Origin of the sequence: Priestia sp. JV24, from assembly GCF_025910025.1 — a bacterium.
GTDB lineage: Bacteria > Bacillota > Bacilli > Bacillales > Bacillaceae_H > Priestia > Priestia megaterium.
Genome location: NZ_JAPCIN010000012.1, coordinates 367,332 through 392,778, shown reverse-complemented (window position 1 = coordinate 392,778; position 25,447 = coordinate 367,332). Strand labels below are relative to the sequence as shown.

Annotated in this window: 19 protein-coding genes; 2 read left to right on the top strand and 17 right to left on the bottom strand. The window is 38.3% G+C overall.

The window, feature by feature from the left end:
• Window positions 1-58: 58 nt before the first annotated feature.
• From OK414_RS07655 to OK414_RS07600, 12 genes are all read right to left on the bottom strand, one after another.
• Entirely contained in the window at window positions 59-1,279 is a 1,221-nt protein-coding gene (locus tag OK414_RS07655; protein WP_034653248.1) for an MFS transporter, read from the bottom strand.
• A gap of 354 nt (window positions 1,280-1,633) precedes the next feature.
• On the bottom strand, window positions 1,634-2,098 hold the full coding sequence (gene hutP, locus OK414_RS07650; RefSeq protein WP_013056267.1) for a hut operon transcriptional regulator HutP: 465 nt from the start codon (window positions 2,096-2,098) through the stop codon (window positions 1,634-1,636).
• Between the two features lie 210 nt (window positions 2,099-2,308).
• Window positions 2,309-3,268: an L-threonine 3-dehydrogenase gene (locus OK414_RS07645; RefSeq protein ID WP_016763582.1), complete on the bottom strand. Its 960-nt coding sequence runs from the start codon at window positions 3,266-3,268 to the stop codon at window positions 2,309-2,311.
• A 37-nt stretch (window positions 3,269-3,305) separates the two neighbouring features.
• Window positions 3,306-4,496 carry a glycine C-acetyltransferase gene (locus OK414_RS07640; RefSeq protein ID WP_013082466.1) on the bottom strand — a complete coding sequence of 397 codons (1,191 nt, stop codon included), beginning with the start codon at window positions 4,494-4,496 and terminating at the stop codon, window positions 3,306-3,308.
• 474 nt (window positions 4,497-4,970) lie between these two features.
• Window positions 4,971-6,431: an MDR family MFS transporter gene (locus OK414_RS07635; protein ID WP_016763581.1), complete on the bottom strand. Its 1,461-nt coding sequence runs from the start codon at window positions 6,429-6,431 to the stop codon at window positions 4,971-4,973.
• A 301-nt stretch (window positions 6,432-6,732) separates the two neighbouring features.
• Window positions 6,733-7,167 (bottom strand): ferritin-like domain-containing protein, encoded by a 435-nt coding sequence (locus OK414_RS07630; protein ID WP_013056263.1) that lies wholly within the window; start codon window positions 7,165-7,167, stop codon window positions 6,733-6,735.
• Window positions 7,168-7,274: 107 nt separating this feature from the next.
• On the bottom strand, window positions 7,275-8,840 hold the full coding sequence (locus tag OK414_RS07625) for a glycoside hydrolase family 32 protein (RefSeq protein WP_034653250.1): 1,566 nt from the start codon (window positions 8,838-8,840) through the stop codon (window positions 7,275-7,277).
• Between the two features lie 97 nt (window positions 8,841-8,937).
• Window positions 8,938-10,392, bottom strand: coding sequence for a glycoside hydrolase family 68 protein (locus OK414_RS07620; RefSeq protein WP_016763578.1), 1,455 nt, complete (start codon window positions 10,390-10,392; stop codon window positions 8,938-8,940).
• 588 nt (window positions 10,393-10,980) lie between these two features.
• Window positions 10,981-12,669, bottom strand: a complete 1,689-nt coding sequence (gene ggt, locus OK414_RS07615) for a gamma-glutamyltransferase (protein WP_263045396.1) — start codon at window positions 12,667-12,669, stop codon at window positions 10,981-10,983.
• A gap of 230 nt (window positions 12,670-12,899) precedes the next feature.
• Entirely contained in the window at window positions 12,900-13,616 is a 717-nt protein-coding gene (locus OK414_RS07610; RefSeq protein WP_205662557.1) for a YjjG family noncanonical pyrimidine nucleotidase, read from the bottom strand.
• Between the two features lie 38 nt (window positions 13,617-13,654).
• Window positions 13,655-14,347 (bottom strand): Crp/Fnr family transcriptional regulator, encoded by a 693-nt coding sequence (locus tag OK414_RS07605; protein ID WP_095379895.1) that lies wholly within the window; start codon window positions 14,345-14,347, stop codon window positions 13,655-13,657.
• Between the two features lie 165 nt (window positions 14,348-14,512).
• Window positions 14,513-15,886 carry an amino acid permease gene (locus OK414_RS07600; protein ID WP_205662555.1) on the bottom strand — a complete coding sequence of 458 codons (1,374 nt, stop codon included), beginning with the start codon at window positions 15,884-15,886 and terminating at the stop codon, window positions 14,513-14,515.
• Between the two features lie 289 nt (window positions 15,887-16,175).
• On the opposite strand from OK414_RS07600, the gene OK414_RS07595 reads away from it, so the two are divergent.
• Together OK414_RS07595 and OK414_RS07590 are read left to right on the top strand one after the other, a co-directional pair.
• Window positions 16,176-16,790 carry a LysE family translocator gene (locus OK414_RS07595; RefSeq protein WP_016763573.1) on the top strand — a complete coding sequence of 205 codons (615 nt, stop codon included), beginning with the start codon at window positions 16,176-16,178 and terminating at the stop codon, window positions 16,788-16,790.
• 186 nt (window positions 16,791-16,976) lie between these two features.
• Window positions 16,977-18,119 carry a SpoIIE family protein phosphatase gene (locus tag OK414_RS07590; protein WP_016763572.1) on the top strand — a complete coding sequence of 381 codons (1,143 nt, stop codon included), beginning with the start codon at window positions 16,977-16,979 and terminating at the stop codon, window positions 18,117-18,119.
• Window positions 18,120-18,151: 32 nt separating this feature from the next.
• Here the strand turns inward: OK414_RS07590 and OK414_RS07585 are convergent, their stop codons facing one another.
• The 5 genes from OK414_RS07585 to OK414_RS07565 all read right to left on the bottom strand — a co-directional run bounded on the left by OK414_RS07585 (window position 18,152) and on the right by OK414_RS07565 (window position 25,426).
• Complete coding sequence (locus OK414_RS07585) at window positions 18,152-19,006, bottom strand: CheR family methyltransferase (protein WP_016763571.1); 855 nt, start codon at window positions 19,004-19,006, stop codon at window positions 18,152-18,154.
• Window positions 19,007-19,024: 18 nt separating this feature from the next.
• The gene (locus OK414_RS07580; RefSeq protein WP_263045397.1) at window positions 19,025-21,778 is read right to left on the bottom strand and encodes a CHASE3 domain-containing protein; all 2,754 of its coding nucleotides are present in this window, start codon (window positions 21,776-21,778) and stop codon (window positions 19,025-19,027) included.
• Window positions 21,779-22,403: 625 nt separating this feature from the next.
• On the bottom strand, window positions 22,404-23,285 hold the full coding sequence (locus tag OK414_RS07575; RefSeq protein WP_216874694.1) for a glycine betaine ABC transporter substrate-binding protein: 882 nt from the start codon (window positions 23,283-23,285) through the stop codon (window positions 22,404-22,406).
• 21 nt (window positions 23,286-23,306) lie between these two features.
• Window positions 23,307-24,170, bottom strand: coding sequence for an ABC transporter permease (locus OK414_RS07570; RefSeq protein ID WP_016763567.1), 864 nt, complete (start codon window positions 24,168-24,170; stop codon window positions 23,307-23,309).
• Between the two features lie 2 nt (window positions 24,171-24,172).
• Window positions 24,173-25,426, bottom strand: coding sequence for a quaternary amine ABC transporter ATP-binding protein (locus OK414_RS07565; RefSeq protein WP_034653264.1), 1,254 nt, complete (start codon window positions 25,424-25,426; stop codon window positions 24,173-24,175).
• Window positions 25,427-25,447 lie beyond the last annotated feature (21 nt).

The window sequence follows — 25,447 nt, the reverse complement described above, 5'->3', positions numbered from 1 at the left end:
ACCGCCCTTTTGAATAAGCGCGGTTTTTTCCAGAAAAGCATAGAATCTATCTTTTATTTTAAAGAGCAGATTGAGCGTTCATTTGTTTCACTTTCTTTTCTCCCGTTCTTTTAAGACTTACCATAAAAATAAACGAAATACAGTACAGCCCCGCCAAGTACGTCATCGCTACTGTCATATCATAGCTTTGCAAAAGATAGCCGACAAGAATGGGTGATAACCCTCCGAGCGCTCGCCCAAAGTTAAAAATGGTGTTCGTTGCAGTGCTGCGCACTTCTACTGAATAGTGGCTGCTGATCAACGCTCCGTATCCCGCGAACATTCCGTTTGAGAAAAATCCGACCACAGCTCCTCCTATAAGCAGCCCTGCACTTCCTTCGGCATACGAGTATAAAAATACCGCACAAGCTGAAGCAAGAAGAAAGATTCCAAAAGTACGTTTCGATCCAAAACGGTCCATAAATTGACCAAATGTTAGCATGCCTATAATCATTCCAACGGCTGTACTGATTGTCCAAAGAGCTGAACTTGAAACAGAGAGGCCTTGTGATTGCTGAAGCATAGATGGAAGCCATATCATAAGTCCGTTATAGCCTGCAATTTGGACTGTAGCCATCACTGCCAGCGAAATAGTCGTCATCGCCGTCCTAGGCGTAGCGAATAATTGACGAAGCTTACCATTATTTTTAACAACCGCTGTTTTCTCTTTTTGAGCTTGTAGCCACTCAGGAGATTCGTTTAAATTTTTTCGTACCATAAAAGCAAAAATGACGGGGATGATTCCGACAAAAAACAGCGCTCTCCATCCGAAAATCGGCAGGATCAGAGAACTTAAAAGCGCCGCAAGGATCACTCCAAATTGTGCGCCAATACTAACATAGGATGAAGCTCGTCCTTGCTTATGTTTCGGCCACGCTTCTGCTACAAGAGCCATACCGATCCCGTACTCTCCTCCAGCCCCAATTCCGGCAATAAATCGCGAAGCATACACTTGTTCAACATTTGCTGCAAAACCTGTTAATGCCGTTCCGACTGCAAATAGAAGAACCGTGTAGGTGAAAACCCGCACTCTTCCAAATTTATCTGCTAAAATTCCGAAGATGACTCCACCTATCAGCATTCCTATATTCGTAATAGAAGAAATAAGTCCACCTGTTGCTAAATCAATGTGAAATTCAGCAATAATCATTGACATAGCAAACGAGATAAACATAATGTCCATCCCTTCTAACGTCAAACCTGCTACTGATGCTACAACTGTCTTGTTACGATAATTCATGTTGTTCCACCCTCCAGTGTATTCTTTCTGTATCAACGCTCTTTCTTTTTTGAAGGAATGGATAAATAACATATCTCCATTCTCCTTTGAAGCCTCTCTGGACTTCGTTTAAAAGAAGTAAGTAACACATAAAAGCCCTTTTGTCGCAGAGGGCAAAAGGGCACAGATAGGCATAGAAGCAGTAAATGAGTGATCCGTCCTTTTCGGCCTCTCTGGACCGTCTTAAAGGCAGTTATTATATTAATCATTATGTTAACACGCCGCACAGAACCTTTCAATAAGAAAAATATCTTCTTTAAAGCAGCTATGTACATCTCTCACTTTTTACATTCATACTATTTCGTTCATTATTTTTTAAATGTGGTTAAAACCAAAGCCTAATGTATCATGTTCAAAGCCTTTTTTAGGCGCACCTATCGTTCCATACACACAAACGCTAATCCATTCATCGCTTGATCCTGAAAACTCAATTTTTCCGCGCACGATTGAAAATGTGAGTCCTACCGTTCGTAAAATATCACCCAACTGAAGCGTTCCTCGACTAACTCCTTGAATGGCTTCAAGTATAGCATGATAAAGAGCGTGAACTTCCCGGTACGACTGGGCATTAATAATTTTGTTTGTCTTGGCGCTCGTTTCAATTGCCGCCACGACTTTAGACAGCTCCATCGCTCCGACTTTTCCTACTGTATAGCTGTATCCTCTCTCATTAATTTCCTTTTCAATACCTTCAGCTAGTTCCGTATTATGTAAAAGAACGAGTAAAGATGTTAATCTTCCCATTGAAAAATCATTAACTTGTTGAAATTTATTGCTCAACTGTCATTCCCTCCCTTCTACCCCCTTATTATTTTAACAGACGGCACCTAAAAAGGTGCTAATTATTCAACGAACGAGCGCTCACTTAAAGGATCAGGAGATCTATGTGTACTGTCCACCACTGTTACGAAGTAGAACTTGCATAAACAAGTAACCTACCTTTTTGTAAGCGCTTACTTTACTTTCAAGGAAGAAATCATTTTTCTCTACTTACGTTAAGACAAGCTGTGATTCAACTTTTAACTTTCCCAGCATCTCTCTCGTCATTTTTTCTAGGTTATATTCTGTTTTAAATCCCCACTCTTCTATCGCACAGCTGGAATCTATATGGTTAGGCCAGCTTTCAGCAATTGCTTGTCGAACAGGATCTACTTGGTAATTCAGAACAAATTCCGGAATCGTTTTTCTGATTTCAGTCGCCATTTGTTCTGGATCAAAACTCATGGCAGAAACGTTAAATGAATTTCGGTGCTTAAGCTTAGAACCGTCTGCTTCCATTAGTTGGATAACAGCATTCAATGCATCAGGCATATACATCATATCCATATATGTTCCTTTGTCAATATAGGACGTATATCGCTTATGCTTAACGGCTTCATAATAAATTTCAACAGCGTAGTCCGTTGTTCCTCCACCTGGAGGCGTTACGTATGAAATTAAGCCTGGAAAACGCAGCCCTCGTGTATCTACTCCGAATTTATGGTGGTAGTAATCGCAAAGTAATTCACCCGCTACTTTATTAACACCATACATCGTGGTAGGACGTTGAATTGTATCCTGCGGCGTCCAGTCTTTTGGAGTCGTTGGACCAAATGCACCAATTGAACTTGGAGTGAAAAATTGACACTGAAGCTCGCGTGCTACTTCGAGCGCATTTACTAATCCGCCCATATTTAGATTCCAAGCTAGAAGCGGTTTTTGCTCGGCTGTCGCTGATAACAGCGCAGCCAAGTGAATAATCGTATCAACTTTATGCTTTTTAGCGATCGTAAATAACGCAGTCTGATCCGTTACATCTAAAATCTCGAATGGACCTGAAGTCACGACATCACTCGTCGTTTTGCGAATATCGGTGGCAATAATATTTTCTGAACCATATATCTCTCTCATTTTCGTCGTTAACTCAGAACCGATTTGCCCTAAAGAACCCGTTATTAATACTTTTTTCATGTCAATATCCTCCTCGTGTACTGCCTAGATTAAACGTTTAGATTAATTTCATTTCCTTGCCTACTTTTTTGTAGATACGAAGTGCTTCATCTAACATTTCTTTCGTATGAGCAGCCGTCGGCATATTGCGAACGCGTCCTGTCCCTCTTGGAACGGTTGGGAAAACAATTGATTTAGCGTATACCCCTTCTTCTATTAATCTCTCACTAAAAATCTGCGTTTGGTTTTCATCTCCTATGATGCACGGAGTGATAGGTGTTTCACTTTCTCCAATGTTAAAGCCTAGTTCTTTTAATCCTTGCTTTAAATATCGACTGTTTTCCCACATTTGCTGCTGCAGCTCTGTACTTGTGCTTAGGATTTCAATTGCTTTCATACAGGCAGCAGCCGTGCCTGGTGTAATAGCAGTCGAAAACAAAAACGGACGGCTTCTTACTTTTAACCAGTCGATTAAGTCTTTTTTTCCGGCTACGTACCCACCTACAGCTCCAATCGCTTTTGATAATGTTCCAATCTGGAAGTCTACTTTTTCAGATAAGCCAAAATGTTTGACTGTGCCCATGCCGTTCCCTAATACGCCTGACCCGTGAGCATCATCTACGTATGTGATTAAGTCAAATTCCTCTGCGATTTCTACAATTTCCGGAAGCTTAGCAATGTCTCCATCCATTGAGAATACACCATCGGTAATTACCATTATTTTATTATATAAACCGGATTTTTGTGCTTCGCCTGCTTTTGCACGAAGATCTTCCATATCTGAATGCTTAAAAGGAATAATTTTTGCTTTTGATAGCCGGCATCCGTCAATAATTGAAGCGTGATTCAGCTCATCTGATAAAATCGCATCATGTTTATCCATAACCGCGGAGATGGCTGCCATATTACAGTTAAAGCCAGACTGATAAGCTATAGCTGCTTCTGTATGCTTAAACTCGGCTAGCTTTTCCTCTAGCTTAATATGAATATCTAGAGTTCCATTAATCGTTCGGACAGCTCCAGCCCCCACTCCGTATTTTTCAGTAGCTTCGTTGCACGCGTTAATAAGCCTCTCGTCTGTAGCAAGACCCAAATAATTGTTGGATGATAAATTAATTAATTGCTTTCCCTCAATTTGAATCACAGGTCCGTTTGGCCCCTCTACCGGATTAATGACATTGTATAATCCTTTATCTTTTAAATCTTCTAAATTACTATTCAAGAATTCTTTTAAACGTCTGCTTGTCATCTTCCATACCCCCTCATCGTTGTTCAATACGTCTTATAAACCTCTCTTTTCCCCATTAAAAGATTAATCTAAGCACTTACAGTATATGAATTAAAAATCAAGTGTATTCCTGAGAAAGACAAATGTTTCTTTTGGAAGCGCTTAAAATTCAATACTTATAGAATTCATAATAATAAACAACTAGGTAAATGTCCATACTAAAAAAACAAAAAATAAGAAATTTTCGTCAATAATAAAAATTCTTCCTCCTGTTAACGATTTTTCCGGAACGTTATTAGACAATATCTTTTTTTCTCTCTTTGATAATTCTTTTAAAAAAGAGACTGATACATAACTGAATCAACAGCTAAAAGCACCTCCATACATGAAACCTACATTCACCATACCAATAAAAAAATCCGAACGAGTTTGGTCCTTAATCAAACTCGTTCGGATTGTCCTTCAATTAAAATACTTTTGTAGCAATCTCTTCCGTTACTTTTGCATAGAGATGTTCTTTATTTTTTTATGTCCGTTTTTTACTAATAAGCATGAAACAGCAAAGCTTAGTAATGCAGCTAAAAACGTTCCACTGTAAATAATGTGAACACCTGATGCAAGAATTTCATGCAGCTTTGACAGTTCTTCTGCTGGTACTCCGCCTGTCTCAAACGAAGCATTTAAATTTTCTTGCCCTAATTTCTTTGCTTGTGAAAGTGTCACTAAATTAAAGATTGTACCAAACACCGCAGAACCTAGCGTTTGACTAAATGTATTTGTAAACGTATTAAGAGCCACCGCTACTCCTCTTTTGCTAGCCGGGACCGCTGATTGAATAACTAGCATAAAAATAGGCGTAATAATCCCCATTCCTAACCCAAGGACCCCAACGGCTACATAAATTAAAAATACGGGTGAGTGGGTGGAAACTAAAAACAGCATAAAACAAGCTGTACTTACAATTGCCGTGCCCAGCGTAAGGATAGAGTGCGTTTTAAGACGCCCTACTAAATTCCCTGAAAGCAGTGAACCAATCGTCCAGCATACTGGCATAGGCATTAATACAAAACCAGCAGCGGTTGCACTTTTCCCCAGCACTCCTTGACTCCAAATTGGAAGGTAGACCGTAATACTAATAACTACTGATCCCACAAGAAGTGTTAATAAGTTTATAACAGATACACTTCGAATGGAAAACAGTTCAAGCGGGATAAGAGGTTCGGGAGATTTCTTTTCTATATAAATAAAGCCAATGAATGTTAGAACAGCTAGAACAAATAACCCTATAATGGTCGGATCTCCCCAGTTTTGATGCTGACTTCCGGTTAAAAGCGCGTATAAAAACGCAATTGTTCCCACTGAAAAAGTCACCGCTCCAATATAATCGATATAGCGTTTTTCTTTTACCACTTCTTCTTTATAGTTTACTAAAAGAACAAAAAAAGCCATTAGTCCAAACGGTATATTTAAAAAGAAAATATAGCGCCAAGACAGCGTATCCACTAAGAATCCCCCAAGAAGAGGCCCGAGAACTCCCGCAACTCCCCAAACTGCGCTAATCCACCCTTGCGCTTTGGCTCTTTCTTTTGCTTCTTCATACAAGTCCCCAATAATAATCATTGTAAGCGGCATAACGACCCCGGCGCCCAGCCCTTGGATAGCTCTATAGACAATTAATTGTTGCATCGAAAAGCTAAGTCCGCAAAGTATCGATCCGATTAAGAAAATAATGATTCCAACAAGCATAACTTTTTTGCGGCCGAATAGATCCGCTAACTTTCCGTATATAGGTGTAGATACAGCAGTTGTCAGCATATAAATGGCATATACCCAGCTAACTAGCTCAATGCCCGACAAATCACTTGTAATTCTTGGAACAGCCGTACTGACAATGGTTCCTTCCATTGCAGCTAAAACAGTGACAAGCAGCAGCGCTGTCATGATTCGTTTCCTCATCTTTCTCTCTCCTTGCAACTGCGGGCATACCATGGTTTTTCTTATAGAAGATAAAAGCGGTTTCAATATACGGATACCCTTTTAGCCTTTATATGTATGTGATGCCCCGCATATAGTTGCTGCCATATGCAGCCAAATAATTATTTTACTATAAATTTTTTCAAAGCGATAGATAATTTCAAAAATATGACTTTCATCTCATTGATAGAAACATGCGTACATGATGTTTTATTTCCTTTTTAAATTGCAAAAAAACACCCCGTAACACTTGGTACGGGATGCTTTTACGTATTTTGTATGATCAACTTAATCGGGGATCTTTTAATAAACGTTCCATTTCTTCCATATGATTTGTTTCATCTGCAATCATATCTTCAAGCTTTACAACAAGCTCTGTTAAACCTAACTCTTCTGCTTGCTTCTTACGCTCTTCGTAGCGCTGGATAGTTTCTTTTTCAGCCTTGCTCGCTTCTTTAAGCATTTCCGTCACGTTTGAGACGTGCTTCACCTCAGCCGGCTTTGTTGTTGGCTCACCGCCAAGGTTTTTGATTTTTTCTGATAAATAAAGGGCATGTCCTTGCTCATCAGGAATTTCTCCTTCAAAGAAAGGTTTTAAAATTTGATATTCTAGGCCGGTTACTGTAGACGCATAGTAAGTGTACTGAATAACCGCCGAATATTCACCCGCTAAATCGGTATTAAGTCCCTCTATTAGTTGTCTCATTTTCTCTTCCATTTGAATAAACACCCTTTCATTTGCTGTTAGTAGACATGTACCCTTTCTATCTAGTCCTAAACCACAATAAGGCGATATTCTGCTCCTTCTTTTTAAAAGTAGGGAAATTACTGAAGAGAGCGAAGATGTTTGATTTCTATATTTTTAAAGAGAGACGTTCCTCCTTGAGAGAAAAGCGTAATTCCTTGGTCGTTGTGACGCGGAAACACTTCGCTAGAATGCACGGTTTTTCCATCATCAACAAAGACTTCAATGCTTGTTTTATCTACCAATATTTTCAAATGAACATTCTTCTTGCCTGCATTAAAGTAATCACGGCTTTCCACATACTTTTTGCTTTGATCAGGCTGATTGCTATAGCTTCTGTTCACATATGAGACGTTATCTTTTGCAAAAATGCCCACATCAATGTGCCGCTTTTGATCTGCGGACTCTCGAAGTCGTAAGCCTACATTTTCTGCATCTGACCATGAAATATCTGTATCAAGCTGATAAGCTTCACCTTTTATCTTTAACTTTTTCTCTCCGTTTACTTCTACTTGTTCAACAGAGTTTGTTGAATCAGTTAGCTGATTTAATTCTTCGACAGGCTTTGATAACAGGCTGTACTGATCGTCGTCTTGTTTTGAAAGCGTAATTTCACGGGTTACTGAATCGAAGCCGTTAAACCCTTCTTTCATCGTTGGCGTCTTATCTGGATAATCCCAGTTGTTCATCCATGCAAAAGCGTAGCGTTTTTCTAAGGAATCTTTATTTTTACCGTCTTCAAACGTGACTCCTCCGTACCAATCGAAGCCATGATCGAGCCATTGCGGCTCGTCCATATCGGGAGTGAATGTTGTTCCATCGTAATTTCCTGTCCAATAAGCATAGGTGTTTGGCTTTCCGCTTTCTTTTCCATTTGCACTTGTCCCGAGAACCCACTTAACTGTCCCGTCATCTGCCTTCATTTGAAAAAGATCTGGACATTCGGTAATGCCAATATCTTTAGTTACAAATCCTCCCGTATACGTCCAATCCTTTAGATTAGAAGATTCATAAAATCCGATTTTTTCACCTTCTGACATGACGAGAACCCACTTGTCATGTTCATTATCCCATATGACTTTGGGATCTCTAAAATCTTTGGTGCCTGGATTAGGCATGATAGGATTTTTGCTATACGATTTAAAGGTTTTTCCTCTATCGGTACTATACCATAGATACTGTTCTTGCTTTTGTCCATCGGCAGAAGGCTGGGTCATAATCGCTACAATTGCGTCTTTACCAAAGCCTGCTGTGTTATCTTTATCCTCTACAACGGATCCGGACCATATATCGCCATTTTTATTTGTATACTTTGGAATAGCTACTCCTTCATCTTTCCAATGAACCAAATCTTTAGACGTTGCATGTCGCCATTCCGTCCCGTTCCCTTTAGGATAATCATGATTGTATAAGTAATAGTAATGATATTTCCCGTCAAAATAAATGGGCTTTTGAGGATCATTTTTCCATTTATCAGGCGTACTAAAGTGATACACCGGGCGATAAGTGGATTCACTTTTATTCTCTTTTTCTTTTCCTGGGTCTTTTGTATCCTCTTTTTTGGATACGGCTGTTATAATAAGTCCGGCTATTATAACTAAAAGAACGGCAAGCGTTATCCATTTATAAGCACCTTTTTTCTTCAAACAAACCCCCACCTTTCTCTTTTTTGTCTATATCGAATAAAACAAAAGAAAATGGTGATTACAATCACCATTTTCTTTTATTGCTATTGCAAAGCGCTCAGTCTTCGTCTACTGTTAACTGACCTTGCTCAAGAACACTATCTTTTACAACAGATGTTTTTGAACCGTCAATGTTCACTAAGAAGCTTGGTGCAAATGTAGAGTGGTTGTCTTCATAAAAGCCTCTATTTGTCATGTAGCTTGTAATAACGACATTATCGCCTTTTGTTTGAGGTACAGCAAAGTGAGAATACGTAAATGTTTTATCATTAGGATCTAAATCCATATGAAGAACTAATCCTGTATCATTTAAAGGCTTATATTTTCCTGTTAACGTATTTGAAACATAGCCTAGCATATACACATCATCTTGTCCGATTCCATCAATCGTCATTTTAGATCCGCGAGAATCGGTGAACAAGTACCATTTTCCATCTTTTTTGAAAATGTTTGCACGTTCAATTTCGTCTGTAACTGTGTTTGATGTAATAAGTGGCTTCATTACTTTTTTGAGCGTATAGTCATCATTTAACTCAATAATGCCCAAAGCCCCGTTTGCTAAAGAAGCTTTTTCTTTATTAGATCCTTCAAGAAGCTTTTTCTTTTCAGATTGGAAGAAAGGATTGTTTCCTCCGTAGTATGCTCTGTTATATAGAGAGTCTTCGCCTTGATAGCCATCTTCTGTTCCTGTGTTAGCTTCGAAAACAAGGTACTTATGTCCGTTGTCTTCTATGTAGTGAGGATCTCTTAGCGTATGGTTATCTCCTGTGTCATAACCGCCTTCATCAATAAACTGCTGAACCGTTTGATAAATCTTTCCGTCACCGTCAAAGATTGACTTGTAATCTTCTACTCCATCAACTTTTAACGTATTATCGTTTGGCTGAGACATGTTCACTTGAGCTGTCGTTAACGTTTGTTTTCCGTATTGTTTACCTGAATAATCCGTGTAGAACAAACGAACTTTACCATCTTTTGTTAACGTGGCAGAACCAGACCATTCTTGTGTTTGATTTTTAAGATGCGGGTCATTCGGAACGAATTTATCGCTGTCTTTAAACACTCTTCCAGCGTTTTTCCAGCTGTCAATTGATTTGTCTCCAGCTTTTTTATAGAAAAGATAAACAGACGTGTCATTCGAATCTTTTGGATCACCTGCTAGGGCAAACACAATTTGATATCCATGATAAGTCGCTACTGTTCCATCAGCATTTTGTAACGGCCAGCTGTCCCATACATCTAAGTCAATTGTATTTCCTGATGCATTTTTTCCTTTAGCAGAAGCAATGTTTTTAATAGTTGATTCATCAAAAGCAGGAACTTTAAACTGATCACTGTTTTGCTGCTGTGGAATTTTCACCATATTATCGCGAGTAATATGCGAAATTCCGTAGCTATTATTAAAGTCTTTGCTGTCGTTTCCTTTAGCAAATGTTTGATATCCCCCGCCTACTAGTAGGGCTGCAGCCAATGTAGCAGCAGTTGTATGCTTAGCAACTCGTTTCATTTTCATATGTTTTCTCCTTTTGTGTTAGTAAAGAATATAAATTTATTAATTCAATTAGCTATCAAAAATCCGAAAACAGAACCGGTTCCGTTCAACCAAAAGATTACTTGGATAAATGACGAAAGTCAAACATGCCAAATGTAGCTATTTCTCATTTTTATCTTTTTCATTGAGCTGTAACTAGGACCAAAGTTTACGTGTAAGAGCCTTTTTTATGTAACCGTTTTTCCAACAAAAGTGTACGGCTTTTTTTACATTTCAAACCACGATTTCCAGACGTTGCGTTTGATACTTTCTACATGGTTAAACACTTTATCTTTCCAGCATTGAAAACGCTATTCCGTTTTTTATACTTTCCGACCATTCTGTTTTTATCAATCTCTTGAAAAATCAGTACCTTTTTTTTATTAGCCGGACATGAAAACGTTCTATTCTTTTTCCTTTCTAAAGATTAGGATGATAATAATAAAGGTCTAAAGTATGTTTTCAGAAAAAAATATTCCTTCTTTTTACCTACTCATTTTTATCTTTTTTAATGCATTATACGCTCTCCCTTTTGTAAAAAGAGAGAGCGTATAATGCATTTTTTGAATATTAAGAGTCTAAACCAGTTGCTTTTCCTTCACGGCTGGAATCAGCTGCTCCATATAAACGGCCGGTTTCTTTATCAATTTGAATACCTTGAACATTTCCGATTGGGAATGGCTCATCTCCAAAATTAAACCCCATGGCTTCTAGCTCTCCTTTTGCATTCATATCCACTCCGGCTTCCCAACCGATAAGTGATCCTGTACTATTAAAAATTCTTGGTTCTTCAATGGCTTCTTTTATATCCATTCCATAGTCTAAGACATTAATAAGCGTTTGAAATACAGACCCTACAATCGTTGGTCCGCCTGGAGACCCTAAAGTGAGTACCGGTTCGCTGTCTTTAAAAACGATGGTTGGGCTTTTACAGCTAACCGGACGCTTTCCTGCATCCGCTTGATTTAACCCTCCAGGAATAGCATCAAAATCAGTAAGCTCGTTATTGAGTAAAAACCCATGGTCTTTAACCATAATTCCTGTACCAAAAGGATGTTCCACAGTTGATGTACAAGCGACAATATTGCCCCAGCGGTCAACTACCGTAAAGTGAGTTGTTTCACTAAGCTCACGTTCAGGTTCATAAGGCTGACGCACAACATTCACTTTTTGGCCTTTCTCGTAATTCCACGGGTTGCCAAAATCAACTTTCTCATTTTTATGCTTCCAATTAATCAATTTTTGACGTTCCTTTATATATTCATCATTTAAAAGCCCTTTTAATGGAATATCACTGTAGGCTGGATCTCCAGAGAATGCAATTTTATCTGAAAATGCAATGCGCATAGCTTCTGCAAACAAATAATACTTTTCCCAAGATTTCACGTCGTACTGAGACACATCAAAGTCCTCTAATAGCTTTAAGATTTGCAGCACGGTGGCTCCTCCTGCACTAGGCATGTTAGAAGAAGCAATTCGGTATCCTTTATAATCTCCCCACACGGGCTCATCGATCTTAATCTCGTATTCTTTCAAATCCGATAGTTCCATAAAACCGCCGTGCTCTTTTATCGTTGAAATAATGGCTTCTGCAATTTCACCTTCATAAAAAGCCTCAATACCTTTTTCTTGAAGAATGCGGAATGTTTTAGCAAGATCTTTTTTATTAATCATATCTCCTTCTTGCATAGGCTTGCCGTTTGGGGAATATAGCTGCTTAGCATGTTCTCCTAGTCGATAGGCATATGTTTTTAAAATATCTCCAAGCACCCAGTTTGTTTCCACACCTACTTCTGCTGCTTTGGCAGCCGGTTCAATCAATTCAGCAAGGGGTTTTGTTCCATATTCTTTACGAGCTGCTTCCATCGCCTTTAAAATCCCTGGAATTCCAATTGCCGTTGCATGAGTAGAACGCTTTCTAAACGGAATAACTTCTTTATCTTCATCAAGAAACATTTCAGGATAAGCTGCTTTAGGAGCCTGAGAATGCCCGTCAAAAATTTTAGTTGTTTTGCTTTCATTGTGGTATACCATAAAAAAGCCGCTGCCTCCAATACCGGTCATCATCGGTTCTCCAACGTTGAGCCCAAACTGAACGGCAATTGCTGCATCAATTGCATTACCTCCAGCTCTTAGTACCTGTTCTCCGGCGTCGGTTGCAATTGGATGGGCACTGGCTACCATTCCTGTTTTTCCAACCGCTGTTTCTCTTCTATATGAACTCTTTCCTGAACGAGATAAACTTTTTCCATTAATCATCTTTTACGACCTCCTAGTTACTTACTTTATCTGGGATATTGTTAAAATACCCTATTGCTTTTGAGATAAAACTGTTTAAATTTGTATTGATTACTTTAACCATCCTATTTATAGACCAATATCCCTAGCAGATTTTAAGCCTTTGAAAGCCGTAAAATAGAAAAAGTGCCAACCCTTTTTGTTTAAAGAAAAGGTTAGCACTTTTTGCGTTTTCTAACGTTTATACACTTTTACACTTGTACCGAAGCTACTTCATTATTTACGTTCAGCAGGATATAAAGCTCTTGAAGCCTTCCTATTTCATGGGTAGAATTCCAATTTGTATCATTCTTTTTTTTCTGCGGATTAAACCAACACGTATCAATACCGGCTAGCTGCCCGCCTTGAATGTCTGCACTCAAAGAATCTCCAATAATTAATGTTTCATGTACGGACAACTCTGTTATACGTGAAAAAACATAATCAAAATATTCCTTCATAGGCTTTTGAAAGCCCGTATCTTCTGAAACAAATACTTCTTTAAAATAAGGATATAGACCTGAGTCCTGAAGGCGTTTATATTGCGTAGCCGATACGCCATTTGTAACAACATATAACTCATAGTGACAGCTCAGGTTTTTAATTACCTCAAATGCTCCGTCAATTAGCTGATGGCCATTGTTCAAATACGTTCGGTACTCTGCTTCAAGTAGCTTTCCGTCTTTTTCTATTCCATATTCTTTACATAGAGTAGAAAAGCGAGTATTTACAACTTGCTCACGGCTTATTTTATTTTCTTCAAAAGCTGTCCATAACCCCTGGTTTATCATACTATAACGTTTTTTGCTTTCCTCAGTCAACGGAATATCGTGGTTAGCAAAAAGAAGCTGTAAAGCCTGCTCTTCGGCTGCGTTAAAATCTAAAAGCGTATTATCAATGTCAAATAGAAGCGTTCGGTATGTTTTCATTCTTCTCTCTCTCTCCTTCAACTAATCTATTACTTTGTCTACTCGTATATATTGTCGTTTGCTAGACAGCTCAGTTTTTCTTTATCTTTAAGAATAATGGAGCCTTTCTTTTTTTCAATAACTCCTTGCGCTACGAATTTCTGAAGAACACGATTTAAATGCCGGTAAGTCGTTCCGATTAAATTAGCTATATCTTTTAGGCTTTCTGTTTTTTGGTTCATAACCAAATGTGATTCTTCACAAAAAATAGAGAGCAAGTAGCTAGCCAGCCGCACTTCAACTGGGTACATTAAATTAAAGCTTAGCGAGTTCGATTTTGCGCAAAACTTTTTTGTGAGCATTTCCAGTAAAAACGTCAGCAGCTGTGGATCATTGCTCGCATGCTGCTTTAATCGTTTGTATGATATACCGATAACAACTAAAGGTGAAACGGCTTCAACCGTATTCATAATATCAACATCTTGTACATACTCAATATCGCCTATTACTTCAAGGGGCTGCTTAAAGGAAAGAACAAGCGTCTTGCCTTCGGGCGATATGGTATAAACTTTAACCTTGCCTTTCACCAATATGTACAAACAGTGAGACGCGTCTCCTTGAGAACAAAGACGTTCTCCTGCCTCAACATCATACAGTGACAAATGCGGTAGTAACTCTTTTTTGAAAACCGACTCTAATTTATAAGTATTTATATACTCCATCAGCTTTTTCTCACTCGTAATTTCCCTCATGTTTTCCTCTCCATCATAACGGTTTCTTTTATTAAACAATAACATTTCCTAAAATAAAAAGGACATATGTCTCAAATAAATTTTTACGTTATATTCATAGCTCACTTTCAAGATAAATATATACACAAAAAGACTCTAGCTTGTTCGCTTAGAGTCTTTTTTTTGCTAAACGCTCTTTTTATTTCTACCGTATCCAACGTAAATAAAGACGCCAATCAGCATCCAGCCGATTGAATACATCCACGTTTTCATTGATAAGTTGAACATAAGAAAGATACAGCAAAGAATAGCAATAATCGGAATAAATGGTACAAAAGGTACTTTGAAACCGCGCTTTAGGTTAGGCTGAGTTTTTCGCAGAACCAAAATCGAAAATGAAACGGCAGCAAACGTGACAATCGCTAGCATATTCGCTAAATCTGCCAGCTGTTTTAAATCAACAAAACCAGCTACAACAGCGCCTAATGCGCCCACAAGCCATGTGGATATGACAGGTTCGCTGTTTTTTCGGTTTACTTTCGCAAAAAGAGACGGCAATAATCCATCATGGCTCATTGACATCAGTATGCGAGGCACGACAAACAAATAAGCAAATACGACGGCCATAATACCAATAACCGCTCCTATAGATACAATGAGCGCTGCCCATTCTTGTCCTATACTATTGAGCGCATATGACAACGCATCGCCTACGTTTAGCTCTTTATAAGAAACCATTCCTGTTAATACTAATGCAATTACTACGTAAATGACTGTACAAACACTTAGTGCAATCAAAATGCCTAGCGGCAAGTTTCTTTGCGGATTTTTCACTTCTTCTGCCGAAGTAGAAATGGCATCAAATCCGTTATATGCAAAAAAGACGGAAGCTGCGCCTGCAAAGATTCCTTTCACACCAAAAGGAGTAAATGGGTGCCAGTTATTTGTATGAATAAAAAAGACGCCGACGGCTACAAATAACAGAACAATACCTATCTTGATTAAAACCATTAAGTTATTTATTTTTTTACTTTCTTTTACCCCTCTTGTTAATAAAAACGACATGCACAGGACAATAAATACCGCAGGAAGATTAATAATACCTCCACCGCTTGGTATGGCCGTGAACGATTCAGGAAGTCTAATACCAAATTCAGTAAGCACATTATTCACATAAGATGACCATCCGCCCGCTACGGAAGCTAAAGATACCGTATAGCATCCTACGATGGACCATCCTATCAAATGCGCTACAAATTTCCCTAGTGAAACATATATGTATGTATATGCGCCTCCCGAACTTGGAATAGCTGAACCAAATTCTGCATAACACAGCGCAACAAGAATACAGGCTACTGCAGAAATAACAAAGGAAATGGAGACCGAGGGCCCTGCATCCCTCGCGGCAACTAACCCTGCTATAACCAGAACTCCTGTCCCAATGGTTGCTCCTACTCCCATCAAAATCACATCAAATAACCCTAGTGTCTTAGTTGATTCTTTTGCCGCATTTTCCTCTAATAGCTTGTTAACATCTTTTTTTGCAAACAGATTACTCATGATGACTAACCTCTCTTCATCTCATTACGAATGACTACTTTTTAGTGGTAGATCTTTCTATATATGTAACAGTGAATTATTTTACTACATTTAATTTTCTGTGTAAAATAATTTAGTTTTTTAACTTTTTAATGATTAAAATAAATTTGCTAGTGATGTTTTTTATAACATCATTATGATGTAACCGAACAGACTAAAAATATGTGTTAACAACTTTCTCAAAATTGGCTTCATTCACGATTGCTTTTGTACTATACTAAAGAAAAACTTCTTAGGAGCAACTTAAAAGATGAACTTATTTTATTTTCTAAAGGGGTTAGTGATCGGCTTTTCCGTTGCTGCACCCGTCGGTCCCATCGGTATTTTATGCATTAATCGCACGTTATCTAAAGGGAGATTGCATGGGTTTGTATCCGGGCTGGGGGCAGCTACAGCAGATGCTCTTTATGGATGCATCGCTGCGTTTGGCCTAACGTTCATTACAACCTTTTTACTAACCCAAAAGATTTGGCTTCAGCTGATTGGAGGATTATTTTTATGTTATTTAGGTGTACAAACTTTTCGTTCTCAACCTGCAGAGCACGCTGCTGCTGCTAAAGGAGAAGGTTTGCTTCGTTCTTATACATCCGTTCTTTTTTTAACGGTTACGAATCCAATGACGATCTTATTTTTTATTGGCGTGTTTTCTGGTGTAGGCATTAGTAAATCAGCATTTGATGTTGCTTCTGCGTTGACAATGGTTGCAGGCGTATTTTTAGGATCGGCCTGCTGGTGGCTTTCGCTCAGTTTTGCTATTAGTCTTGCCCGGTCGAAGTTTACGAATAACAGCTTGATTTGGGTAAATCATATTTCGGGAGCGGTTGTACTGACTTTCGGGATATTTGCGTTATACAAGTTGCTATAAAAAGTAATTTATCTCCTTTTCTGGGGACAAGTTGCTTTTTAAATAGAAAAGAATAATCTTAAAAAATACCCTAAACGCTGTGTTTTCTGTATAATAGATAAATAGAAAAACAGAAAAAGTATAAAAAATGCTTGAAAACTACATACTCAATCATTAGTCTTCAAACATAATAAGGGGAAATAAAGCATGACCATTCTTCTAGTAGATGACAATCAAGTCAATCTATTTGTGATTGAAAAAATTTTAAAAGGCGCTGGCTACGATAACTGTGTGTCTCTTACGTCTGCCCATGCCCTTTTTGACTATCTTAACCTGGACGATGAGAACTCAAAAACGAATTCGGTCGATTTAATTTTACTTGATATTATGATGCCCGAAATCGATGGAATCGAAGCCTGCAGGCGAATCCAGCAGGTAGAACGCTTAAAACATATTCCAATTATCTTTGTCACAGCTCTAGAAGACAGCAGCAAATTAGTAGAAGCTCTAGACGCCGGTGGAACAGATTACGTCACAAAGCCGATCAATAAAGTGGAACTGCTGGCTCGTATGCGGGTAGCCTTACGCCTTAAAGCAGAAATTGACTGGCACACGGAACATGAAAAGAAAATTCAAACTGAGTTAGATTTAGCTACGCACGTACAGCAAAACTTACTTAGTCCCCCTTTACGAGAGAAAGATATTCAAATGGAAGTTTCTTATTATCCTTCTTTTAAATTAGCAGGTGATATGTACTATTGGCACAAAATTGACGAGCATCGGTACGGAATTATTCTTTTTGATATGATGGGGCACGGCATCTCTGCCTCGCTTGTTTGTATGTTTATTTCGTCTGTGCTCAGAGAAGCTATCAAGTCCCTCGTAGACCCTGAGCAGGTTATTACAGAGTTGAATCGCTACATGGAATTATTGCACAGCGAAAAAGATGAAATCCCTTACTATTTCACTGCTATTTATTTAGTGATTGATACGGAAGCTAAGACAGTAGAATATGTGAATGCCGGGCATCCAGAAGGTTATATGTTAGTGGATGAACATATGCTCGTTCCTCTTCAACGAGGAAGCTGCCCTGTAGGGTTTTTTGAAGAAATGGACGTTCAGAAATCTGTTGTCAGCTTTGAGAACGATGTGCAAATTTTGCTATTTACAGACGGAGCTCTTGAATCAATGGGCCCTTGCGAAAATGAATCTGCTCTTCGTCTTCAAAAGCTTACTGAACAAAAATGGACAAATCCGCAGACATTTATGAATGAAATTTTTTCAGAAGAACAAAAGTTAAATCAGCCTGATGACATGTGCGTGCTTATGATTCAAGCACAAGCACAATAAAGAAAGACCTCACCAATGAGGTCTTTCTTTTTTTATTGCTTTTGATAAATGCGCTCGTTCCCTGCAAACTCGATATAAGAAGCTCCTCCTTCAGCAAAGCGAAGCGTTTCTTTATCACCAAGCCCAAGAAATCCTTTTGCACACAGGCTTTCTGAAAATAAATTATACACTTGATTTTGCAGCTGAGCTGTAAAATAAATAAGGACGTTTCGGCAAATGATGACGTGAAATTCATTAAATGACTGATCCGTGACTAAATTATGCTGAGCAAAGATAATATTTTTTAACAGCGACGGATGAAAATATGCATAGTGATGGTCCGTCTGATAATATTCTGAGAAGGCGTTCTTTCCACCGGCTTGAATATAATTTTTTGTATATGACTTCATTTTACGTAAAGAAAAAGCACCTTGTTTTGCTTTTTCTAATACATCTTCGTTCATATCGGTTGCGTAAATGACCGTTTTATCCATTAACCCTTCTTCTTCTAAAAGAATCGCCATAGAAAATACCTCTTCGCCCGTTGCACAGCCAGCGTGCCAAATGCGAATTTCTGGATAATCCTTTAATACCGGAATCACTTTTGTGCGAAATGCTTTAAAAAAGCTTGGATCGCGAAACATCTCTGTTACATTTATCGAAAAATCATTTAAAAGCTGATTCATAAATTCTTCTTCATGAATCGCTTTTTCTAACAATCGAGATACAGTTGGAATACGTTCAATTTTCATTCGATTATAGACCCGGCGACAGATAGAAGATTTAGCGTACTGCCTGAAATCGAATCCTGTTAATCGATAAATAGCCGTCAGCAGTAAATCAATCTCTAAATCTGTTTTTTTATTCATAACTAAGTCTTCACTTAAATCTAGGTGCTTCATATCCATTTATGTTTCATACCCCGCTTAATTTACTAGCCATACACGCATAACGGAGAACAGCTGATTTAAATCTAAAGGTTTGCTGATATAATCTGATGCTCCAGCTTCCAAGCATTTTTCACGATCATTTTTCATCGCTTTAGCGGTTAATGCAATAATAGGCAAATCAACAAGCTTTAGCTCTCCTCTAATTTTCTGCATCGCTTCATATCCGTCCATTTGCGGCATCATAATATCCATTAAAATGAGATCAAATGGTTCACTATCCTTCATCATTTCAAGACACTCTATTCCGTTATGAGCTGTCATAATGGTCATACCTTGTTTAGCTAGCGCAGTTTTTAAGGCAAAGATGTTGCGCTGGTCATCATCTACGATGAGCACTCGCTTATCCTGAAACACATTTTCATCATCTTGCAATGAAGGTTCAACTGGTTGTATAGGATGGTCAATTTCAGTTATTTCTGCTTCAGGTTCAGCTTCTTCTACAGATACTGCTACTTCTTCATATGCAAAATTTACTTTTTTATAGTCAACAAGACCGTTAGAGAGACTAGGAAGATAGAGTGTAAACGTACTTCCTTTTCCTACTTCACTGCTTAGGGAAATCCAGCCGCCCAATAATTTTGCAAACTCACTGCAAATAGATAAGCCAAGTCCCGTTCCTCCGTACTTGCGAACCGTAGCTCCATCCGCCTGCTGAAACGCTTCAAAAATAAGCTGATGCTTTTCTTTTGGTATACCAATCCCTGTATCAGCTACAGCTATTTCTAGCCAGCAATCCGTATCCACTGTACGCATAGCTGTTGTAAGACGATGGTCAGCTACTCGTTGAATGGATACTGTGACAGATCCCGATTCCGTAAATTTAAATGCATTTGATAAAAGATTTTTCACAATTTGCTGGAATCTCTTTTCATCTGTGTGAATGATGTCCGGTACATCTTGTGCTTTATTAATTTTTAATTGTACTTTTTTCTGTTCAGCAACGTGGCTGAAATTACGTTCAATTTGATCTGGAAGCTCACTCATATTCATCTCAGCAAGCAAGACATCTAGTTTTCCAGACTCTACTTTTGATAAATCCAAGATGTCGTTGATTAACGCCAACAAGTCTTTTCCTGAAGAATGGATAATACGAGCATATTCTTCTTCATCTTCAGATAGCGTTTTAGCCGCATTTTCCTCAAGCATTTCAGACAGAATAAGAATGCTATTAAGCGGTGTTCGAAGCTCGTGCGACATATTAGCAAGGAATTCAGATTTGTATTGAGAATTCAATTCCAGCTGATGCGCTTTTTCTTCTAAATCTTCTTTTGCAGCCTCTAATTCAAACGATTTTTCTTCTGCATCTTTTGTTCTTTCTTCTAGCTGTTCATTAATCATACGCAGCTCTTCAGACTGCATTTGCAGTTCTTCTGATTGTGTTTGAAGTTCTTCAGACTGAGCCTGGAGCTCTTCTGTCATCGCCTGAGATTCTTTTAATAGACGGGCAATTTCCATACGTCTGATTACACCATTGATAGTGAGACCAAACGTTTCAATCACTTGACTAATAAGTTCTTGCTCTAAAACTGTAAATTCGTGCAGCGATGCCAGCTCGATGACTGCAATTACTTCATCTTCAAACAAGACGGGTACAATAAAAATACTCTTAGGTTTTACGTCTCCTAATCCTGAAGCAATGAGCTGGTATGTGTCAGGTACATCGTTTATGACAAGGGTTCTTTTTTCTAAAGCAGCTTGTCCAATGAGCCCTTCGCCTATTAAAAAGCTTTCTCTTCCCGCGTCGCCTTTTCTATCTGCAAAAGCAGCTTGTTTGACGAATAGATCTCCTTTATCATTTTCTTCTCGAACATAAAATGCTCCGAAAGAAGCTCCTGTCATTTCTGAAACCGTAAAGAGAAATTTTTCCGCAAGCTTGTCTACAGATGCTATGCCTTGGTACATCGTTACAGCGTGAGCAATGTTCGTTTGCAGCCAGTTTCGCTCTTCAATATTTTCTAACAACGCGTTCGTGGCTATCCCTAAATCTTTAATTTCATCATTAGATCGAACTTTAATTCTTCCTTTTAACTCGCCTTTTGCAGCCGTAATTCGTTTGATCGTTTGCGTAACTTCTTTAATCGTATTCACAATAGAATTGGACAAAACAATAGCGATAGCAAGTGAAATAAGCGTAACAAATAACAGCAAACCGTAAAGTCCAATTTTAATTTTTTGATTTTTCTCGTCTAACTCTGTTGCTCTTGTTTCAGTCGATTTTTTCTCTACATTTCTAAAAGAAGTAAACTGGCTGCGTATATCATCCATATAATGGCGCCCAGGATCTTTCTCAAAAAACTGCTGAAGCTCTTTTGTATTATTTTCTTTTTTTAATGCAATGGTCGGTTCACCAGCGGCCTCAATCCAGTCTTGAATGCTCCCTTTAATCTTCTCCAGTTTCTCCTGCTGATTTGGATTATTATTTAGAAGCTGATACAGTGCATTATAATCTTTTTCCCAACTTGATGCTGCGCTGTTATAAGGTTCTAAGTAACTCGCTTCTCCTGTAATAATATAGCCTCTTTGTCCGGTTTCCATATCGAGCAGGTGTTTTTCAATTCGATTGGTCAGATCATGCACTTCAATATCATGATCAATGATAAAATTTCGTTCTTTTTGCAAAGATGAAATTTGACTGTTTAAAACAATAAATGCAATAAATAAACAGACAATAACAATTAAATATCCAATAATAATTTTGGATTTGATGCCAAACCTTATTTTCTTTTCCATAATGTTCCTACTTTCATTCTAGATATTCTTCTAGAAGCATTCGAAAAACATGTTTATTTTTGCCGCTGGACAATTTCACTTTCAGTACACACTCTCCACTCCATCTTCCTTTACTTGATAGGGCTTCTCTCTTTTTCCTATCAATTCAACATTCCTATTATACACTCTATTTTTGTGCAGAAGAATATTTATTGTACAAGAGGGAAAGATTAATTTTCCAGTTTGGAAATATCTATTTTCAAGCTGTCTATAAAAATAGGCCCATGCTGTTAAAAGCATGAGCCTATCTTACAATATTTTTGTACACAATAAGGTAATGAAAAGTAATTTATGCTTTGGGGAATCACATAAATTATGAGAATATAGGTGTAAATAAATACTTACATGCGAAACGTAAAGCATTCATTATTTAAATTGTACTTGGATAGTAGAAAGCAATGCCACTTTTTTTAATTTAAATATATTTTTTTAATTTACATATCAGGTTAAAAAACTTTCATTTATTGAGCTTTTACCGAACTTAATCCGTTAGAAAAGCTGCAGATAAAAAGTTCTCTCACAAAAAAACCGTCTCTAAGTTAATAGCTTCACTTATGAGACAGCCTTTTCTTTTCCTTTCCTTCTATTATTTCACCCAGCTTTCCGTCACTTTTTTATTTTTAGAAATCCAGTTTTTCACACCTTTTGTTTCGTCTTTTGCACTGTTAATTTCTGATTCTAAAGATGCTAGTTGATCGGCACTAATAGAAAAATTTTCCATCCACTTTGCTGCTTCTGGATAATCTTCTTTAAATGCCTTTTTGCTAATCGACTGTATTTTTTCAGGTCCAGTTGGATTCATCGTATTTTTGGGATCTTTTAAGTATCTGAGATTATACTTTTCAAAAGCCCAGTGCGGGCGCCATAACGTAACAACAATGGGTTCTTTATTAGCAATGGCTTTATCTAATTCCGATAACATGGCGGCTGTGCTGCTTTCTACTAAATTCCAGTCTTTTAACTCATAGCTTGGCATCGCATGATCTTTAGTAAGACCGTTTATTCCAGATCCTGGTTCAATACTAATAATCTTTCCGTTAAACTCATCTTTCTTATTTTTTAAATCAGCTAGTGACTGCGCGTCTACGTAGTCGGGAACGGCCAATCCGCTATCTGCTTGATCATACCAAGTACCGAGCACGTCAACTTGTTTTCCAAATCTTTTCATATAAGAACTATGGGTGGTCGGCATCCATACATCCAAAAATAAATCAATGTTTCCTTGAGCAACTCCTGAGAAAAGCGGAGCTACGTCACTTTGAACTGCTTTAACTTTATAACCTTTTTCCTCTAATAATTCCTTCCATAGAAACGTAACAGCTACGGCTTCGTCCCATGGTATGTATCCAATTGTAATTTCTTTTTTAGTCGTCGCGCTGCTTGCCGTATTGCTATTGCCGCATGCGGAGACAAGCAGCATAATGACGATTGTTAGCATAATAAAAAGAACTTTTTTTGATTGTTTCATATACTCCCACCTTTATTCATTTTATTTACTTGATTGAATACCTTCTCTTTTTTGAGTAGAAAGGTGCGTCAGACGATCTAAAATAACGGCAATAATGACAACTGCAATCCCGCCGATAAATCCTAAGCCTACATCCAACATACTGATGCTTCTTAATACCTCAGCACCCAAGCCTCCTGCACCGACCATTGAAGAAATAACAACCATCGAAAGAGATAGCATAATAACCTGGTTTACACCCGACATAATCATAGGCAAAGCGAGCGGCAGCTGGACTTTAATTAATTTTTGCCATTCCGTCGCTCCAAAAGCTTCTGCCGCTTCTAAAGTGGTTTGGGGAACTTGCTGAAGTCCAAGCAGCGTCAGACGAACGGCAGGCGGCATTGCGAAAATAAAAGTAGCAATAAGAGCTGTAACATTCCCTAATCCAAATAAAAGTACGGACGGAATTAAGTAAACAAAAGCAGGCATTGTTTGCATAATATCAAGAATGGGCTTTATCACTGCTCCAACTTTGTTAAAGCGGTGTGATAATATGCCTAAAGGAACGCCAAATAGAAGTGAGATAATAGTAGAAGCTAAAACGAGAGATAAGGTCAGCATCGATGCTTCCCATAAATTCAAGCTAATAATAAGAAGTAAACCAAAACACGTAAATACAGCTATCTTCCAATCTGTTAGCCATAGCGCTAATAGAACAAAAACAACGACCGTTACTAACGGAGGAGAAGCGGTCAATACCCATTCGAGACTGCTTATTAAGCTGGTCATTATCTGGTTGATTCCAGTAAATACACCTGAAAAACTATCAATCATGTAATCAACAAATGAGTTTGCCCATTTATCTAAAGGGATACGAGGAATCGTCGCGGAATTTACCATCATATTTATCGGACCTCCATTTGATATGACTTAACTTCTTGTTGCTCAGTCACTGCAGTACGTTCAGTGAGATTTGCAATAAGAGTGCTTGGGGAAATCATACCTTGTAGGCGATGATGATTATCAACAATGACTACAGGCGAATGACTGTCTGTAAATAAAGGAATCATTTCTTGTAAAGACATATCTGGATTAACACAATGGGGCTGTGTCATTTCTTTGCCTTTTAAATCATGCTTATGAGCTTCTATCAGCTCCATCACCGTATAAATGCTCATTAAGCCCAATAAGCGGTCAGCACTATCAAGAACAAAAATAGTAGATAAATGATTGGTTCTCATTCTTCTTAATACGACTTGCGGTGATTCATACTCATAGGCAGCCGTTTCTACCGGAACCACCGCGTCTTTAGCAAGGCGAATTTTGCCGTAATTAACGTCTTGAACAAGCAGCTTTACATAACCGGTTGCCGGTTGACTTAAAATATCTTCAGCGGTTCCAAGTTGTACAATTTCCCCGTCTTTCATCACGGCAGCCCGGTGGCCTAAAGTTAATGCTTCATCTAAATCATGCGTCACAAAAATAACTGTTTTTTGTACTTCTCCCTGAATATCAAGAAATAGCTTTTGCATATCTCTTCGAATAAGAGGATCTAAAGCTGAAAAAGGCTCATCCATCAGCAAAATCTCCTGTTCAGAAGCAAGAGCTCTCGCTAGTCCAACCCGCTGCTGCATACCTCCTGATAATTCATAAATTCTTTTATAAGCTTGTCCATTTAAGCCCACCATTTCAAGAGCCTTTTTCCCTCGCTTTTCTCTTTCATTTGCTGATACACCTTGTATCTCTAGACCGAACGTAATGTTGTCAATCACGGTGCGGTTTGGAAGGAGGCCCACATTTTGAAAGACCATCCCAATTTTATTTCTCCGGACTTCCTGAAGCTGTCTTTTTGGCATATGAGAAATATCTGTGTTTTCTAGATATACCGTCCCTTCTGTCGGTTCTACAAGCCCGTTCAAGCATCGAAGTAAAGTAGATTTCCCGCTTCCTGATAATCCAATTAACACAAAGGTTTCTCCCTTTTTCACTTCGAAATGAGCATTGTAAATAGCAACGGTTGTCTTAGTAGCTTGTTCGACTTCATATTTACTTTCTCCAGCTTCTCGTAGCTTAAGAGCCTGTTCTTGTTGACGGCCAAATACTTTTGAAACATCGGTAACGCGGATAATGGGTTCTGTTAGTTTAGAGCTTGTACTCAATTTATTTCCCCCTTTTTTTAA

What these genes read in the sequence shown, in the direction of transcription:
- OK414_RS07635 (WP_016763581.1), bottom strand. Translation starts at nt 6,431, where the DNA reads ATGAGGAAACGAATCATGACAGCGCTGCTGCTTGTCACTGTTTTAGCT.
- OK414_RS07610 (WP_205662557.1), bottom strand. Translation starts at nt 13,616, where the DNA reads ATGAAAACATACCGAACGCTTCTATTTGACATTGATAATACGCTTTTA.
- OK414_RS07585 (WP_016763571.1), bottom strand. Translation starts at nt 19,006, where the DNA reads ATGGATATGAAGCACCTAGATTTAAGTGAAGACTTAGTTATGAATAAA.
- ggt (WP_263045396.1), bottom strand. Translation starts at nt 12,669, where the DNA reads ATGATTAATGGAAAAAGTTTATCTCGTTCAGGAAAGAGTTCATATAGA.
- OK414_RS07645 (WP_016763582.1), bottom strand. Translation starts at nt 3,268, where the DNA reads ATGAAAAAAGTATTAATAACGGGTTCTTTAGGGCAAATCGGTTCTGAG.
- OK414_RS07640 (WP_013082466.1), bottom strand. Translation starts at nt 4,496, where the DNA reads ATGACAAGCAGACGTTTAAAAGAATTCTTGAATAGTAATTTAGAAGAT.
- OK414_RS07590 (WP_016763572.1), top strand. Translation starts at nt 16,977, where the DNA reads ATGACCATTCTTCTAGTAGATGACAATCAAGTCAATCTATTTGTGATT.
- OK414_RS07595 (WP_016763573.1), top strand. Translation starts at nt 16,176, where the DNA reads ATGAACTTATTTTATTTTCTAAAGGGGTTAGTGATCGGCTTTTCCGTT.
- OK414_RS07570 (WP_016763567.1), bottom strand. Translation starts at nt 24,170, where the DNA reads ATGATGGTAAATTCCGCGACGATTCCTCGTATCCCTTTAGATAAATGG.
- OK414_RS07630 (WP_013056263.1), bottom strand. Translation starts at nt 7,167, where the DNA reads ATGGAAGAGAAAATGAGACAACTAATAGAGGGACTTAATACCGATTTA.
- OK414_RS07600 (WP_205662555.1), bottom strand. Translation starts at nt 15,886, where the DNA reads ATGAGTAATCTGTTTGCAAAAAAAGATGTTAACAAGCTATTAGAGGAA.
- OK414_RS07620 (WP_016763578.1), bottom strand. Translation starts at nt 10,392, where the DNA reads ATGAAAATGAAACGAGTTGCTAAGCATACAACTGCTGCTACATTGGCT.
- OK414_RS07575 (WP_216874694.1), bottom strand. Translation starts at nt 23,285, where the DNA reads ATGAAACAATCAAAAAAAGTTCTTTTTATTATGCTAACAATCGTCATT.
- OK414_RS07655 (WP_034653248.1), bottom strand. Translation starts at nt 1,279, where the DNA reads ATGAATTATCGTAACAAGACAGTTGTAGCATCAGTAGCAGGTTTGACG.
- OK414_RS07605 (WP_095379895.1), bottom strand. Translation starts at nt 14,347, where the DNA reads ATGAGGGAAATTACGAGTGAGAAAAAGCTGATGGAGTATATAAATACT.
- OK414_RS07580 (WP_263045397.1), bottom strand. Translation starts at nt 21,778, where the DNA reads ATGGAAAAGAAAATAAGGTTTGGCATCAAATCCAAAATTATTATTGGA.